Source organism: Paraburkholderia sp. SEWSISQ10-3 4 (assembly GCF_030464785.1).
Lineage (GTDB): Bacteria > Pseudomonadota > Gammaproteobacteria > Burkholderiales > Burkholderiaceae > Paraburkholderia > Paraburkholderia aspalathi.
Map to the genome: position 1 here is coordinate 11,629 of NZ_JALPRI010000023.1, position 15,375 is coordinate 27,003.

The 15,375-nt window shown below is 59.1% G+C and carries 12 protein-coding genes; 2 read left to right on the forward strand and 10 right to left on the reverse strand.

Annotated features, from left to right (window positions below; genetic code table 11):
• Positions 1 to 18: 18 nt before the first annotated feature.
• From M0D68_RS29995 to tssI, 4 genes are read right to left on the reverse strand one after another with little or no spacing between them, the layout of a single operon-like run.
• Positions 19 to 849 (reverse strand): hypothetical protein, encoded by an 831-nt coding sequence (locus M0D68_RS29995; protein WP_266226216.1) that lies wholly within the window; start codon positions 847 to 849, stop codon positions 19 to 21.
• Positions 827 to 5,284 (reverse strand): DUF6531 domain-containing protein, encoded by a 4,458-nt coding sequence (locus tag M0D68_RS30000; protein WP_266226217.1) that lies wholly within the window; start codon positions 5,282 to 5,284, stop codon positions 827 to 829. Before M0D68_RS30000 ends, M0D68_RS29995 begins: the two co-directional genes overlap by 23 nt.
• A 13-nt stretch (positions 5,285 to 5,297) precedes the next feature.
• A complete protein-coding gene (locus M0D68_RS30005; RefSeq protein WP_200652742.1) occupies positions 5,298 to 5,720 on the reverse strand; it encodes a DUF1795 domain-containing protein in 423 nt (140 codons plus the stop codon).
• A gap of 41 nt (positions 5,721 to 5,761) precedes the next feature.
• Positions 5,762 to 7,894 carry a type VI secretion system Vgr family protein gene (tssI, locus tag M0D68_RS30010; protein ID WP_266226218.1) on the reverse strand — a complete coding sequence of 711 codons (2,133 nt, stop codon included), beginning with the start codon at positions 7,892 to 7,894 and terminating at the stop codon, positions 5,762 to 5,764.
• Positions 7,895 to 8,211: 317 nt separating this feature from the next.
• On the opposite strand from tssI, the gene M0D68_RS30015 reads away from it, so the two are divergent.
• A complete protein-coding gene (locus M0D68_RS30015; protein WP_093644215.1) occupies positions 8,212 to 8,481 on the forward strand; it encodes a BON domain-containing protein in 270 nt (89 codons plus the stop codon).
• Positions 8,482 to 8,483: 2 nt separating this feature from the next.
• On the opposite strand, the gene M0D68_RS30020 is transcribed toward M0D68_RS30015, so the two are convergent.
• From M0D68_RS30020 to M0D68_RS30035, 4 genes are all read right to left on the reverse strand, one after another.
• Complete coding sequence (locus tag M0D68_RS30020; protein WP_266226220.1) at positions 8,484 to 9,656, reverse strand: acetate/propionate family kinase; 1,173 nt, start codon at positions 9,654 to 9,656, stop codon at positions 8,484 to 8,486.
• Between the two features lie 12 nt (positions 9,657 to 9,668).
• Positions 9,669 to 12,062 carry a phosphoketolase gene (locus tag M0D68_RS30025; RefSeq protein ID WP_266226222.1) on the reverse strand — a complete coding sequence of 798 codons (2,394 nt, stop codon included), beginning with the start codon at positions 12,060 to 12,062 and terminating at the stop codon, positions 9,669 to 9,671.
• A gap of 377 nt (positions 12,063 to 12,439) precedes the next feature.
• Positions 12,440 to 12,646, reverse strand: coding sequence for a hypothetical protein (locus M0D68_RS30030; protein WP_093644221.1), 207 nt, complete (start codon positions 12,644 to 12,646; stop codon positions 12,440 to 12,442).
• Positions 12,647 to 12,678: 32 nt separating this feature from the next.
• A complete protein-coding gene (locus M0D68_RS30035) occupies positions 12,679 to 12,801 on the reverse strand; it encodes a hypothetical protein (protein ID WP_266226224.1) in 123 nt (40 codons plus the stop codon).
• 324 nt (positions 12,802 to 13,125) lie between these two features.
• On the opposite strand from M0D68_RS30035, the gene M0D68_RS30040 reads away from it, so the two are divergent.
• Positions 13,126 to 13,251, forward strand: coding sequence for a hypothetical protein (locus M0D68_RS30040; RefSeq protein ID WP_266226226.1), 126 nt, complete (start codon positions 13,126 to 13,128; stop codon positions 13,249 to 13,251).
• Between the two features lie 43 nt (positions 13,252 to 13,294).
• Here M0D68_RS30040 and M0D68_RS30045 read toward each other — a convergent pair whose 3' ends face one another.
• Positions 13,295 to 13,999, reverse strand: coding sequence for an HAD family hydrolase (locus M0D68_RS30045; protein ID WP_093644223.1), 705 nt, complete (start codon positions 13,997 to 13,999; stop codon positions 13,295 to 13,297).
• Between the two features lie 15 nt (positions 14,000 to 14,014).
• Entirely contained in the window at positions 14,015 to 15,052 is a 1,038-nt protein-coding gene (gnd, locus tag M0D68_RS30050) for a phosphogluconate dehydrogenase (NAD(+)-dependent, decarboxylating) (RefSeq protein WP_200621878.1), read from the reverse strand.
• Positions 15,053 to 15,375 lie beyond the last annotated feature (323 nt).

Consider the following 15,375-nt stretch of genomic DNA (forward strand, 5'->3'; position numbering starts at 1 on the left):
CCACTGTTTCCAGTGCCTTCAAGGCAGTTTTCGACCTGGGCGCGGGACTGCTTGCGGCTTCCATGAAATCAGGATTCCCGCTTCCCCGCATAGCTGATTGATTGAATCCAGGGCGGCTTCTGGCACCAACCAGAGCCAAAGGTCATTCCCTATGGGCTGCAGGGATCCACGATTGTCTTCCGCGACAATCCATTCTTTAAGCTGAATGCCACCAACCACGATGTTAAGGTGACGATCACTTATAACATTGATCGGATACACCATCCTTAGCATGCTTTCTTGATAGCGAGCCGCTCCATAAGATCCGCCTGGCACTTCCTTGCCGAAGGCCGACGGATTCTCAAATGGCTTCAGTTTCGCGAGATTGCTCCCGGCTGCATAGTAAAACGCGGAGGTCATCTTCGGCGCTTCATATGCTATTCCATAAGAGACATTCAGACTCGTGGCTATTCGCTTGATGTAGTCGATAAACTTGTCGGCACTATCCGCAAGTTGAACATCGAGCTGTGCATCAATACCAAAAAAACCGCCAAAGGAAGGCGTGTTGTAGCCGAACGAAGCGCGCCAAGGTATCTGGCCACCTGCGTTGTTGTATATCCGGAAATCGGTTGCGACTCCAGATTCAATCAGGCTCTTGAGCTCGTCGAAAGGAACCTCAACAAGTTCGACGTCCCTCTCGCCAGCGACTTCAATGTAACGTGTATATCCCGCAGTCGTTATGTCGACCGACATTGCTGAAAAGAAATCATGGCCGGCCTTGTATGCTTCAAGCGGACTTATTCGATCTGTCCCATATAGCGCCATTCCTATGCACATGATCCGCCCACTAAATTCCGGAAATAAGGTCATCCAAAACGCTCTTGATGTCGGACGCGTTGTACGGATGATCGAGAACGATAATTTCGCCGCGATTTGATGCCGGCAGATTGCCCATGGCGGCCCTATTTCGAGCAGTCAACGTTGGAAGCTTGGCCCCCATATCAGTCCTCGACGCGAGCTCTATTGCATGCGTCTGGCCGTTGACATCGACCGCCATGATATCGGGGCGTCTGAGCGACACATCCCCACTGTTCGCGTAATTGTACGAGCGATTCAAATAGATATCAGTGAATTTTCCGCTCATTGCAAGTTTGTTTGCTATGACCTCGGAAAATTGATCGTGACCTGGCGTTCCGTCTTTCTGTCCGGTGCCGTGTATTTTCGCTCCGTTAACTTCTCGAACCGGACAGCTTGCTAACCCGAACGGATCAATCAACATGTCCGGGACCGTCACATAAGCATGGGTACGCAGGCCACCAGCGAGTCCAAGCGGGTCAACTGTCAGGTACTGCCCTGTTTGAGGATCGTAGAATCGGTGCAGGTTGTAGAACAGATCGCTTTCCTCATCGTCCCATTGTCCGGGAAATCGGAGGTTTACTTCTGACGGCTCGTCGGTCCCAACGTGATTGTTGACTCGATCTAACTTGAGATGCCGCCCCCATATCGTGTAGGAAGCGTCCCAGATTTTCGCGCCACGTTCGTCGAACATGGCCTTGGGTAAGCCGGACTGATCCGACAGAATTGGAAAGACACCACTGTCTGTTTCATGAGCTAGCGGGTTGACGTTCTCAGAAAAGTGCCAGCCCCTAACAAACGCACACGTTCCGTCCTTGTCTTGCCACTGCTCCGCGATCTGTCCACAGTCCCAAAGAAAGCGAATCGCTGTTCGCGCACCAACCAGCCTCTTTTCTACGCGCCTGCCGAACGCATCGTACCGATAGATCCAAACCCCTTTCTCCGGTGTACACACCTTCACCAATCGGTCCAACCCGTCCCACGCGTATTGCCAACTCTTCGGCCTGAACCCCGGTTGCTCCACCGTCTTTTCGATCGTCCGCCCGCGCGCATCGTAACGATAGCGCGCGTAGCCGACGCGTTCCGGAAGCCCTCCTGGAAGGTAACAGTGAGCGTCAGTGGGCCCCTGCTGGCCGTGCGCTGCAATGTTGAGGTTCGCGTCATAGCGGTAGTGCTCCGGTGGCTGACGGAGGCTATGCACGGACGCTATCTGTCCACGTAAGTTGCGTTGATACGTCACGCTGTCGGAATCAGTGTCTACACGCTCCAACTGCCCGGCCGCATCGTACGAATACAGTTGACGCGTGAGGTTTTCCAACGCGTGAACCGGGTTCGACTGTATCTCGTCGAACGCCGATCGCGGCCCCGCGACCTGCCGGCGCACACGGCCCAACGCATCGTATTGCCGCTGCATGACGAACTCGCCAGCCTGCCGGCCTGTTTCCCGCCCCTGACTATCGCGCAGGATCGACATCGGGCCGACCTTGGTCAGTGCGCCGAGCTTGTCGTATTCATACAGCGTTTGCCGATGTGGCGTTATTCGCGCACTGCGTCGACCTTCGGCGTCGTACATGTGTTTCAGGAGATCACCGTGCTGGTCCTCTCCAATCAGACGCCCCTTTTCGTCATAGCTGAAGCGCGTTACGTGGGCGGACCCGCCTCGCACTTCGGCCGTAGCGAGCCGACCCGCATCGTCATAGGTGTAGGCCAACCCTACGTCGCCGGCATCGACCGTGGCCAGGCGGCCAGACGGATCGTACCCATAACGCCATTTACCCCCGTCCGGCAGCGTCTTTACAAGTAGACGGCCAATCGCGTCCCGTTCGTAGTGCGTCGTGCGGCCACCCCAGTCGATCTCAGTGATGAGGCGACCTGCGCCATCGTAACGATATTCCCACGTCTCGCGCAGTGCATTAACGACCTTCGTCAGCCTCGTAGCATGGTCGTACTCAAATCGGGTAATGTGGCCGGCAGGGTCAATCGACGCCGTAACAAGGTCAAACGGCCCGTACTCGTGTCGGGTAACGCGGCCGAGTTGATCGCTCTGCTCTACGAGCAGACCTTCGGTGTTGTACCGCGCACAGACAACGGCGCCGTCCGGCTGGATAAGCTTTGCGACCGCGCCACGGGGATTCTCAGCGCCCGCCGAATGGTCATACCGGGTGACGTTACCGTCAGGATCAACTTCTTCGACGAGACGCCCAAGGACATCAAATACCGTACGGAATTCCGCGCCGGTCGGAAGTCGAGTCGTGATCAGCCGCAGCCGCGCGTCGTAGTCGAGCCGCACTTCGCCAACGCCATCGATGGCACGCAAGAGTTCGCCGCGCTCTCCATATCGGTAACGCTTAATCGTCCCGTCGGGCTCCGTGCGAGCTATCAGGCGCTGCAGATGGTCGTATTCAAACTTGATGCGTACTCCAGCGGGCAGCACGACCGCGGTCATCAGCCGAGTGTCGTCATATTCAAACCGTGTCGTGCGGCCAGTTGGTTCCTCGGCAGACACGAGATTGCCCGTATCGTCGTAGAGAAATTGGGTGCGTCGGCCGAGCGCATCCACCTGAGTCAACAGCCGTCCGAGTCTCCACTCCCGTACGGTGGTGTGGCCGAGCGGATTGCTCTCAACAGTGACCAGGCCGTCGGCGTTGTAGTCGTAGACCCATTCGCCGTCGCCGTCGATGACGCGCGTGCGACCGTCCTCGTAGACGAATTGCCCGGTGTGATACCCCTGCCGCGTACCCGTTTCGACCACACGGCCAACCTCGTCGTACAGGTAGTGGACATCGGTCTGATCGGTGTCTCGCCAGGCCGTCATCCATCCATTGTGATCGTACGTGTAATTGAAATGACCGTGCTGGAAGCTCGCGACGCGCGCCAGCATCGCCCCGTCATATCCGTATTCGACGAGTGTGTGCGGCTTGCCCGATACATCGTAAAGGACAATCTGGTCGACCTCGCGCTTCGTACCACGATACAGAATATCAAGCCTGTAGCCGTCCGTATGCACAAGCCCGTCGAGACGGCCATCCGCATCGTACGTAAATGTGCAAGCATTGCCGCTCAGATCCTCGATCCGCTCGAGCCTCGAAGTATGAGCTTCGGCAAGCGGTGCAAATACCAATACCTGTCGTGTCTCGTGATCGAAAATCCGCGGTTCGTCCCGCGTGCCGATCAGGCGATAACGAGGCTCGCGCAGGTTGATGCCGTCGAGACCGACTTCCGGCGCTATAAAGCTGATCGTCTGTCCGCTCGCACTATGGAATCGCACGAGGTGACCATCATCGAACGACAGACACTGCGACCAGTTGTTCGACCACTTCGGCCCGAGAACGCCTGTGTCTTCCGAACGCGTGCGGTAACGCCGCGTGAACTGCAAGGGCAACACACCTGGAATTGAAATGTCAGTGCGGACGTCGACCACCTCGCCAGTCGCTACATCGACCGGGTCCTCCTTGCACGTGGAGACTTCGTCCTTCTTTCCCGACACCTCAGCAGATTGGGTCGGCTCCCGTTTCGGAAGCGCATCTCCGAGCATGCCACCTAGTTTCGCGCCAAGCAGGCCGCCAAGCAAACCCGCGAAGAACTCTTCACCGGCGGTAAGCTCGGGATTCTTCGGTCCGTACTGCCCAGTCGTTCGGTCAACCCAAACGCTTTTACGACCCGAATTGACCTTAGCACTGCAATGAGTCGAATGGCCGATGCGCACCAGCGGCAGGCTATTGATCGTGATGGTCTTGCTGCCTTCGACCAGTGGCTCCGGGGAGCTCGAATGTTTGGAGCATGACGCAACATCGGTGACGCGAGCGGCGGCTTTTCCCTCAAATGTGACGTTTCCCGATCCGCTCGAGATCTTCCCGCAATTGCTACCCATACTCTGACTCGCCGAGGCAAGTGCGCTGCCCAGGCTCAGCCCACCGGCCATGCAGACGCCAACGATAAGTGCCCCTGCAAGTCCCCCGGTCACCACCGTCGCGGCGACCATTGCTCCAATGGCGATACCCACCGCAAGTCCAGCCATCATTCCGAGGAAGCCGGACGAGTGTGCAATATCGTCGCCAACGCACGCCGGGTGGGGATCACCCCGGCCGATGGTCAGGCCGAGTGCATCGCCAACTTTCGTCACACCCTCGGCGATCGCTCCAGTGACGCCCAACTTACCGAGCGCCCATGACCCTGCGAGAGCAACGACCGCGGGTACCGCAGCAAGCGCTGCGGCGCCCGCCGCCGCAGCCCCGGTCGCGCCGGCCCCAATGACTGCAGAACCTGCAGCGTATGCGCCGTAACCAACGTCGGCGCCGAGCATCCCATAGTTCGCGCCGTCGACCCATTCCATCTGCCGTTGCTTGACGGCCTCGCCATCTTCCAGTGTCTGCAGATGAGCCAGCCGTTCGCTAGCGGTACCAGTTGGTTCGCCGGTGCTAACGGGAATGTCGTTGTCCTGGTCAGCCATGGTCTTGCGGTGTTCAGTTAGGCTCGTTAAGCGAGAAGCTCTGGATCATCGCGTGTACCTGAGTTTTCTGCGTTTCGCTTATCGTGCCCGGAGCAGTAAACGTCAGCATGAGGACCCGCTTGCCATACTCGACCATCGTAAGCAGCTGTTGGATCGGCTTGCCGTTATTGAGCCATCTGAATTCGTGCGTGTACGCAGCGCGGCCTGACACCTCGGACTCCGCACCGGCAACTAGCTCGTAACCCGCGACCTGTTTCGAGAGTTTCTGAATTTCGTTGGCTGTGTACTCATGAAACTTCATCCCCCATGGCAAGCTCTCCCGGGTCACGACAAAGCTCACACCTTCCGTTCCCGTGGCCGCCGACACAAACACGTTCATCGTCTTGTCATGCCAGTCGGCCGGCAACGACAGTGAGCCTTCCTGTATCTGATACATGTTGTTCTTCCAGTGACACGGAGGTTGATATGAGTCGGGAATCAGCCGTTATCGGGATTGATGTGTGTGTTACCGGCCTGAACCTTGATCTGCCCGTCGTCGATATGGATGACCGACGAACCCTTGTAGATTTCAATCGCATCAGCTGTCATGTGAATCTTCGTCCCCCCCTCCCCACCCACCTTGATCCACAACTCCTTCGCCTCGATCGTGTGCACCCCTGCAGGTGTCTGCTGCGTCGTATTCCCCTTCGTAACAGCGTCCTGCAGATCGCCGACCGACACAGTCGTAAGGTGGTCGCCCTTAGCCACGGCAATCGACCTATCGCCCTTCAGCACCTGAGTACTCTGGGCGTTTTCCACCACGGTATTCATGTCCTTCTGCGCGTGCATGAAGAACTCCTGCGCACCGTTCACGTCCGAGAAACGCAGTTCGTTCGAGCCGTCCCCTTTGTGCGTCTGGCTTTTAAGGCCCATCGTCTGACCGCTGCTGCCGTGGTATGGATTGCCTGACTCGCCATTGAACACACGCCCAACGATGACGGGGTTATCCGGATCGCCCTCGTTGAACGCCACGATCACTTCCTGGCCGATGCGGGGAATCGCCGAGCCGCCCCAACCTTTACCGGCCCACGGCTGCGACACGCGGACCCACATCGAATCGGAACCATCCTGTTTGCCGCGCCGGTCCCACATGAAGTGAAGCTTCACGCGGCTGCCGTCGGTGTAGATTTCTTCGCCCTTCGGGCCGACCACGATCGCAGCCTGCGTGCCGTGCATGTAGGGCTTGGGCGTGCGTCGCTCGGGCCGGAATGGCACATCGCGCGGCAGGCACGTAAAGGTGTTGCGGTAAGGCATCTCGGCTTCATGCCGCGAGTAGTCGTTCACCGCCTGGTGCCGCACGTGCAGGATCACGAAATCCTTGTTGTAGGTGGATACCGGGTGGTTCACCAACGTAAAGCGGCCAACCGTGGTCATGCGAGAGGCGTAGCCACTGCCAGTGAACTGGCGGGCCTGCGCCTCTTCGGCCTCCATCGCGTACCGGGCGTAGCGCTCGCCGTCGTTGCCATGGTCATAGAGCGAGTGATACTCATACCGCTCCGTGCTGCCGATATTCGGATTCTTCAACGTAGCGGTTGGCACTTCGACGTGCATCAACGGCGACGACGGTGCGTTGTAGTTGAAGTCCCGGAAAGTGACTTTCCCTACGCGGAAACTGAATGCTTCGTCCCAGCGGTCGATACCGTTCAACTCGCTGGCCGAGCTATCCGCGTAATAGGGAATCGTCTTCAGATTTTCGATCGGCGCAAACGTCGAATTCGAGTCGCCGATCACGAGCACGTGCTTGTCTTTTTCATAGCGGAAGGTCCAGAACAAGCCCTCCTGCTCCATCAGACGTGCGCAGAAGTTGTAGTACGACTCCTGGTACATCACCACATACTCGAGTTGCGGGCGCTCGCTCTGGATATGGAACTCGAAATCCGAAAATCCCAGCTCCTTGAAGATCGACGTCAGAATGTCCTGCGCGGTCTCGTTCTGGAAAATCCTACAGTCCGACGAACGGGTGAGAAACCAGAACCACGGCACTACCGTCATTTCGTAACGGGTGACCGTGCCGGAATTGCCAACACGGCTGAACGATGCCGCATATCCATGAAAATACCGGCGACTGCTGTCGGGAGACGCAACGGTCGTTGTCAGAATATTCGTATTGGCGCTCTGCGGATCCAGCGTAATCTTCACGCGCTGGCCGACGATTTTTTCAACCTCGATATTATTCTGGTGGGATAGCAGATCGAGATGAATTTCCGGAAGCTGGCTGACGAATTCATCGGCAACCAGCGCACTGACCAGCAACACGTTGCCGCCAAGCGGCGACTCGATTTTGATAAAGCGGTTTTCCTGCGTCAGCTGGGGCTTTAAACCGGACGCACCGTTGATCGAATCGGCAATCGAGGCCGGCGTTCGCCCGAGCAACGACATGCCCGTCTGGGCAAGCTGCACAGCGCGCGCTACCCCGCCCATCAAGCCCGCGCCGGGCACGCCGGCGAGCGAACCCGCCTGACCGGCAAGGCCGGCGATCGAGCCGACATCACCCAGCACACCGCCCGCCGCAAGCGATCCGATGGGACTGCCACCGGCGCCGTTACCACTTCCAATTGATGCAAAACTCATGATTTACCCCGCCAGGTTATTGGGGAGTCTTATCGCCAATAAAAGCGATACACAGGAGGTTTCTTTTCAGGAGTTAATCTGACACCGCATGACGGCGGTCACTATATCAAGGCCTTGTGAATTAACGAACGTAATGTCGCAATTTTTAACAATTTCATAATCAATTCACATTGGAGTCACTATTGATTGTGCTATTGCCTGAATACTTGTGGGGATTTTAAGGGCGGTATCAGAAGGCGGTTTCCATAGCTGCGGCCAAAGGCAGAATCGTCTGCATCTGTTAGTGTTCGGTGACTTGGCACCTCGATGGAGTTCGTATGCGTAAATCCCGCCAGGCTGCGCACAGCGCAGGCATTATCGGCAGCTCGCGCCTGAGTGATGGACAGGTTGCGGCTGAAGCCAGAACGCGGCTAGCGTGGGACGCCGCGGTGCCTAAAGACGCGATAAAAGTAAAGGTCTCCCACGGCCGCATCACGCTGCAGGGCGAACTTCACCGTGAGCAGCAAAGAACCGCCGCACTCGAAGATGTCACCCGTCTGTTCGGTGTAACCGGCGTCTCGGACCGCACCACGATCAAAAACGAATAACCTCAGCCGGAACCGGCCTGCAACAGCCTCCGGCAATGCCTCGCAATCTGCTTCTCCTCCTCGGTATGAATGGCCCTCACCCTCCCCGCTGAATCCCCTTCGGATAGCCCCAAAAACGCAAGCCCCGCGCACACCCGCTTACGAATCTCCTCACTGTGCTCACCGATTCCACCCGTGAACACCAGCAAATCGATCCCGCCTAACAAAGCTGCATAGGCGCCAACCGTCTTGCGCACGGCGGTAGCAAACGCATCCAGCGCCAGCGATGCATTCTCATCCCCCGCCGCGGCGCGCTTTTCAAGCGCCTGCATATCGCTCTCGCCATCGGCGTAACCGGCGAGACCGCTCTGGCGATTCAACAGCGTCTCCAGTGCATCGGCATTGAGCTTCTCCACGCGCATCAAGTACAGCAGCACACCCGGATCGAGATCGCCACTGCGCGTGCCCATCGGCACACCACCGGTCGGCGTGAGACCCATCGACGTATCGACGGATTCGCCGTCCTGCAATGCACATAAACTCGACCCATTGCCCAAATGGGCGAACACCGCTCGCGGCGGCAAATCAGCGCCGAGCCGAGTTACCAACGATTCATACGACAGCCCGTGAAAGCCGTAGCGAATCACGCCAGCCTCAGCGTAACGGCGCGGCAACGCAAGCTGCGCCGCGCGTGCCGGCAGTGTTGAATGAAACGCCGTATCGAAGCAGGCGAAATGCGCCGCGTCGCCGAAAATCTTCGTTGCCTCGTCGATCAATGCCAGCGCCGGTGGAATGTGCAAGGGCGCAAAGTGCACAGCGTCCTGCAAGCGCTGCCGGACTTCGGGTGTCAGTCGTTGATGCGTTCGCAGATGCGGCCCGCCATGCACCACGCGATGCCCCACCGCAGCGGGACGCCCGTGCTTCTGTTCAGCAAGAACGCGCGCGAGCTTCTGCAACGCGTCGGTCTGCGACTCCAGCACATCCTTCTCCTGCACCAGCACGCGACCGTCAGGCGACTTGATACGCAAGCTTCCGTCGCCGCGCCCAATACCTTCAGCACTCCCTTCCAGCAACAATGTTTCATCGCCGCCAGCGTGCGCGGAGCGCGTAAACAGCCCGAATTTCAGCGACGACGAACCGCTGTTCAACACCAGAATCGTCGGAGCCGGGTCGTCGGTCTTCTCATGAGTCGCCATGGCACGCTCCGCTCAGCCCTTCCACGTCCAGTTGCGGATCTCTTCCTTGTCGATGCCCTCGGCATGCGCATAAGCAAGATGCTCGATGATCTGCCCACGCAGCCACTCTTTCGCGTGGTCGCCAACGCCGCGCAGCGCCGGCACGCGATCGATCACGTCGATAGCCAGCGAGAAACGGTCGACCTGATTGATGATCGCCAGCTCGAGCGGCGTATTGATGTTGCCTTTCTCGTGGTAGCCGTGCACATGCAGATTGCCGTGATTGGTCCGGTTGTACGTGAGCTTATGCACCAGCGAAGCATACGAATGGAAGTTAAAAATCACCGGCGTGCTGGTGGTGAACAACGAATCGAAATCGCGATCAGACAGACCGTGCGGATGCGCATGTTCAGGCATCAGGCGAAACAGATCGACCACGTTGACAAAGCGGATCTTCAACTCGGGAAAGCGCTCCTTCAGAATCTGCACGGCGGCAAGCGCTTCCATCGTCGCGATGTCGCCCGCGCAGGCCATCACCACGTCCGGCTCGACGCCCTGATCCGTCGACGCCCAATCCCAGATGCCGATGCCCTTGGTGCAATGCGTAACGGCCGAATCCATGTCGAGATACTGCAGATGCGGCTGCTTGTCGGCCACGATCACGTTGACGTAGTCACGCGAACGCAAACAATGATCGGCGACGCTCAGCAGACAGTTCGCGTCCGGCGGTAGATAAATACGCACCACGTCCGGGCTCTTGTTGGTCACGACATCGAGAAACCCCGGGTCCTGGTGCGTGAAGCCATTGTGATCCTGACGCCATACCAGCGACGTGATCAGCAGGTTGATCGACGGCACCGGTTGCCGCCAGCCGAGATCGCGCTTCGCTTTCTCCAGCCACTTGGCGTGCTGGTTGAACATCGAATCGATCACGTGGACGAACGCTTCATAGGTGGCGAACAGCCCATGGCGTCCGGTCAGCACGTAACCTTCGAACCAGCCTTCGAGCGTATGCTCGCTCAGCATCTCCATCACGCGGCCGTCCACCGAGAGTTCGCCGCCGTCCGCGTCGCTTGCCATAGTTTCGGCAAGCCAGGTTTTCTCGGAGACCTCGTAGATCGCCGTCAGTTTGTTGCTCGCGGTTTCGTCGGGGCCGAACACGCGGAAGTTCGTCATGTTGTTGCGCATCACGTCGCGCAGAAACGTGCCAAGCACCTCGGTAGGCGACGTGTACGAGCCGGCGGGCTTTTTCACCGCTACCGCGTAATCGCAAAACGCCGGCAGGTCGAGCGTTTTGCACAGCATGCCGCCATTCGCATGCGGATTGGCGCTGATGCGGCGCGTGCCTTCGGGCGCGAGTTCGCGCAGTTCTTCGACCAGACGCCCTGCTTTGTCGAACAAGGATTCCGGTTCATAACTGCGCAGCCAGCTCTCGACGAGCTTCAGGCTCTTGCTATTCGTTACCGGATCGAGCACCGGCACCTGGTGCGCGCGCCACGAGCCTTCTACCTGATGGCCGTCGACTTCCTTCGGCCCGGTCCAGCCTTTCGGCGAACGCAGCACGATCATCGGCCAGCGCGGGCGCGTCGCATCATTCGCTTCGCGTGCATGCTGCTGGATCGCGCGAATTTCGCCGACGCATTGTTCGAGCGTTGCGGCCATCTGTTGATGCATGGTGTCCGGATCGTCGCCTTCGACGAAATACGGCTTGTGGCCATAGCCGGTCAGCAAGGCTTCGAGTTCCTCGCGGGGAATGCGCGCGAGGATCGTCGGATTGGCGATCTTGTAACCGTTCAGATGCAGAACCGGCAGCACCGCGCCATCGCGAATCGGGTTGAGGAATTTGTTCGAGTGCCATGACGTGGCGAGCGGACCGGTTTCCGCCTCGCCGTCGCCGATCATCACCGTGACAATCAGATCGGGGTTATCGAACGCAGCGCCGTAGCCGTGCGACAGGCTATAGCCGAGCTCGCCGCCTTCGTGAATCGAACCTGGCGTTTCGGGGGTGCAATGCGAGCCGATGCCGCCGGGAAACGAAAACTGGCGAAAGAAGCGCCGCATGCCGGCTTCGTCCTCACTGCGGTCAGGATAGATTTCCGAGTAATGGCCTTCGAGGTAGCAATGCGCCAGCGTGGCAGGCGCACCGTGGCCGGGGCCGGCGATATAGATTACGTTCAGATCGAGCTTTTTGATCAGCCGGTTCAGATGCACCAGCAGGAAGCTTTGCCCCGGGTCCGAGCCCCAGTGGCCCAGCAGGCGGTTCTTGATGTGTTCGGGTTTGAGCGGTTCACGCAACAGCGGGTTGTCGCGCAGGTAGATCATGCCGGCCGAGAGATAGTTGCAGGCACGCCAGTAGCGGTCCATCTTGCGCAACATTTCGGGCTCCAATGTTTTCGGCGGGGTCGGACGGGAGGTTGCTTCGGCCATGGCGCCACTCCTTGAAAAGGACTGTCAGGCTGGTTAGCGGGTGCTTCAGCGATTGTTCGCGACGCGATCAGTGAAGAAAAACCGGCAACGACGGCCGCCTTGTCATGCGCATGACATAACGCAAGCGTAGGGAAAAGGTCCCTTGTACAAGGCTCCTGGGGGGCGGGCCGGTGATCGTCAGGGGTGTGACAGGAAGCGCGCGTCATGGTTCGGCGCGATCGTCCAAAGCTTGATCTTGCGACACGTGTACGTCGCTTTCGTGTGGGCGCGGGAAGCGCCGATAGGGAGATGGCCGATCCGATTGCCGACCCGAACGTTGGCTAGCGCCCGTTCGATTGTGTGTTCGTTCTTTCGCGGGTGTTCAGTTGCAGTCCTTCTTACACCGGCTCTTTCTCTTTCCGCTGTGGTGGCTGGTAGCGCCATTTGCTGGCATTGGGATCGTTGCGCGTGTCGTCGCGTTCGCGTTGCTCGGCACGCGCTTCGTCGGCGCGGCCCAACTCAGCGCGCCGGTCACGCACGGCGCCAGGCGAATCGGACTGACGTAACGGCGACGGCGAACGTCGCGGAGCGGGTACTGGTGACATGGTGCCTCCCTTTTTCGAGGATGTGGGACGAATCAACGTTTCTTGCCAGTCCAACGGGGGTCCGGGCGGTGCAGGAGACGAAGCTGACGCAGGTACATCGAAGCGCCGACCATCAGCGCCATGCCTGCTACGATGCCCCAGATTGCGGATGTCATGATTTCTCCTTGGCCCGCCGGCCGCACTGCGTTTGAGCGCCTGCGACGTGAAAGTGGGCATCCGATTGAGCGCGCGGCCGATTATGAGTCAATCAGGGGTTACAACGCGCGCCAAGCAAGGATCATGCGCTCAATTGGCCGCCGTGTCTGTACGGTGTTGGACGGTCCGGCTGGCGGGCCGTTGGCGCGGCAGAGGCTGGCGGTCTTGCGCCGGACTTTAAGTGAGCATTAAGTGAATGCGATTAAGCTCTTCATGCTAAATGCGCGACGGCGGGCCGCATCTGGCGCGCTCTCTGCTGCTCGCCCTCTATCTGAACAGCCATCATGTCGACTCCCAGCCGCCTCAAAGGGCCTCTGATTCTCCTTCTCACGCTTGTGCTGTTGTGCGCCGGCGTCGCCGTGCTGGTGGGCGTGTTCGGCTTGCTGGTCAAACTGCTGGGCCTTGGCTAGCAAGCCACTGAAGCCACCGGGTGGGCGCCGAAAGGCAGAAAATCTAGGCGCCGCCTACCGTCCCACCGCTCAGAAGCATGTCGACGTCGATATCAGCCAGCTCCCCAATCCGCTCGATGGTCACATCCGCTGGCGGATTGCTGGAAATCTCCTTGGGATCGAAGGCGTAGTGCCCCTGGCGAGGAAAAACCGTAGTCAGCGTCTCTCCCCAAGCCTTCTTCATGGCGGTCAAAATCCGTAATTTGTCGTCCACCATCACATAGTGCCGGGCCGGATAGCATTCCATCACCTGATCGAGCATCAGCTCCTTGTGGATGTAAATCAGAACCCGTCCCCCGACCTCTTCCCATAGGCCCGAGCGGGCGATCTTGCGCGGCTGGAACACTACATCGCCGTCGGACAGAATCACTGCAGGCCCCCACTGCGACACATGTTTGATCGCATCCAATGCGCCCGGATACAGCCGGTTAGCAAACGGATAATCGATCAGAAACGCCGACATCAACAACAGGCGCGTGTCCCGAGGGTTCTCCAGTCGATACCGCTGCAACGCACCGAGGTAATCGGCGTAGCCAAGCTCTGCACGCAGCTCCTCGAAAATTTCCCAGTACCGCGCACAGTTCTGCTCGCCGAATTCCCGTTTCATCTGCGCGCGTAAATCCGCCAGCACATGATCGTTGTCCAGCAACGTGTTATCGCAATCGAATAGAAAGACGACGTCGTGAGGGGTGGTATTGGAGGCTGGCATCGCGGCTTCCCTGAATTAGCTCTTGTGTCCATCGGCCGGCGTGGCCGCTTTCTCGACGTGACCGCCGAAGTCGTGCCGCATGGCCGACAACACCCGGTTCGCAAAATCCGCGTCGCCCCGCGAACTGAAACGCGCGAATAGCGCCGCGCTCAGCACCGGCGTGGGCACGCCTTCGTCGATCGCTGCCGCCACCGTCCAGCGCCCTTCGCCGGAATCCGATACGCGCCCGGCGTAGCTTTGCAGATCGGCGTCGCTGACAAGCGATCCTGCTATCAGGTCCAGCAGCCACGAGCCGATCACGCTGCCGCGCCGCCATACCTCGGTGACCTCGGCGAGATTCAGTTCGTATTGGTAAAGCTCGGGACGGCGCAGCGGCGACGTTTCGGCATCGGCTTCGCGCGCATGTTTGCCGGCATCGGCGTGACGCAGAATGTTCAGGCCTTCGGCATACGCGGCCATCATGCCGTATTCGATACCGTTGTGGACCATCTTCACGAAGTGCCCCGCGCCCTGCGGGCCGCAATGCAGGAAGCCCTGATCGGCCGTGCTGCCGCCGGCTGCGCGTCCCGGCGTGGCAGGCGCTGCGCCCACACCTGGCGCAAGCGTCGAGAAAATCGGTTCGAGCCGCTTCACCACTTCAGGCTCGCCGCCGATCATCAGACAGTAGCCGCGCTCACGTCCCGCAACACCGCCGCTCGTGCCCACGTCCACATAGTGAAGCCCGCGCTTCGCCAGTTCTGCGCTGCGGCGTATGTCGTCGTGGTAATAGGAGTTGCCGCCGTCGATCACGATGTCGCCGGGCTCCAGCAAAGGCACGAGGTTCTCGAGCGTTTTGTCGACCACCGCGGCGGGTACCATCAGCCACACCGCGCGCGGCTTTTGCAATTGCGCGACCAGGTCTTCCAGCGATGCGGCACCCGCGACGCCGTCCTGTTTCAGTTTTCCCACCGCTGCCGGTTGCACGTCGTAAGCGATGCATTGCTGACCGCCTTTCGTCAGGCGCCGCACCATGTCCGCGCCCATGCGTCCCAATCCAATCATGCCTAGCTGCATATCTCGCTCCGGAAAATGTCTCGTTGCGCTGCTCGGTCTGGCTCGGTGTGCTGCGGCCATGCCGTGCGCTTTGCATGCGGCAAGTGGCTCTCCTAACGGTAGTTGCGTTTCGCGTGGTCCGACGGACACACGGTAGCAGGCTCGCACCGTTCATGCATTGAATCGCGCATCCCCGTCTGCATCGAACGACGATACGCTTCTTTGCAGAGGTTTTGCGCAGCCGGAAGTTCCGGACGTGCGTCGGTGCACGCTGTAGTTAGCGCGAAGGCTTCGATTTAGCTAACTGCCTTCTTACACTTCTTGCACAGGATAAAGCGCGACGC

What these genes read in the sequence shown, in the direction of transcription:
- M0D68_RS30045 (WP_093644223.1), bottom strand. Translation starts at nt 13,999, where the DNA reads ATGCCAGCCTCCAATACCACCCCTCACGACGTCGTCTTTCTATTCGAT.
- gnd (WP_200621878.1), bottom strand. Translation starts at nt 15,052, where the DNA reads ATGCAGCTAGGCATGATTGGATTGGGACGCATGGGCGCGGACATGGTG.
- M0D68_RS30025 (WP_266226222.1), bottom strand. Translation starts at nt 12,062, where the DNA reads ATGGCCGAAGCAACCTCCCGTCCGACCCCGCCGAAAACATTGGAGCCC.
- M0D68_RS29995 (WP_266226216.1), bottom strand. Translation starts at nt 849, where the DNA reads ATGACCTTATTTCCGGAATTTAGTGGGCGGATCATGTGCATAGGAATG.
- M0D68_RS30020 (WP_266226220.1), bottom strand. Translation starts at nt 9,656, where the DNA reads ATGGCGACTCATGAGAAGACCGACGACCCGGCTCCGACGATTCTGGTG.
- M0D68_RS30040 (WP_266226226.1), top strand. Translation starts at nt 13,126, where the DNA reads ATGTCGACTCCCAGCCGCCTCAAAGGGCCTCTGATTCTCCTTCTCACG.
- M0D68_RS30035 (WP_266226224.1), bottom strand. Translation starts at nt 12,801, where the DNA reads ATGACATCCGCAATCTGGGGCATCGTAGCAGGCATGGCGCTGATGGTC.
- M0D68_RS30030 (WP_093644221.1), bottom strand. Translation starts at nt 12,646, where the DNA reads ATGTCACCAGTACCCGCTCCGCGACGTTCGCCGTCGCCGTTACGTCAG.
- tssI (WP_266226218.1), bottom strand. Translation starts at nt 7,894, where the DNA reads ATGAGTTTTGCATCAATTGGAAGTGGTAACGGCGCCGGTGGCAGTCCC.
- M0D68_RS30005 (WP_200652742.1), bottom strand. Translation starts at nt 5,720, where the DNA reads ATGTATCAGATACAGGAAGGCTCACTGTCGTTGCCGGCCGACTGGCAT.
- M0D68_RS30015 (WP_093644215.1), top strand. Translation starts at nt 8,212, where the DNA reads ATGCGTAAATCCCGCCAGGCTGCGCACAGCGCAGGCATTATCGGCAGC.
- M0D68_RS30000 (WP_266226217.1), bottom strand. Translation starts at nt 5,284, where the DNA reads ATGGCTGACCAGGACAACGACATTCCCGTTAGCACCGGCGAACCAACT.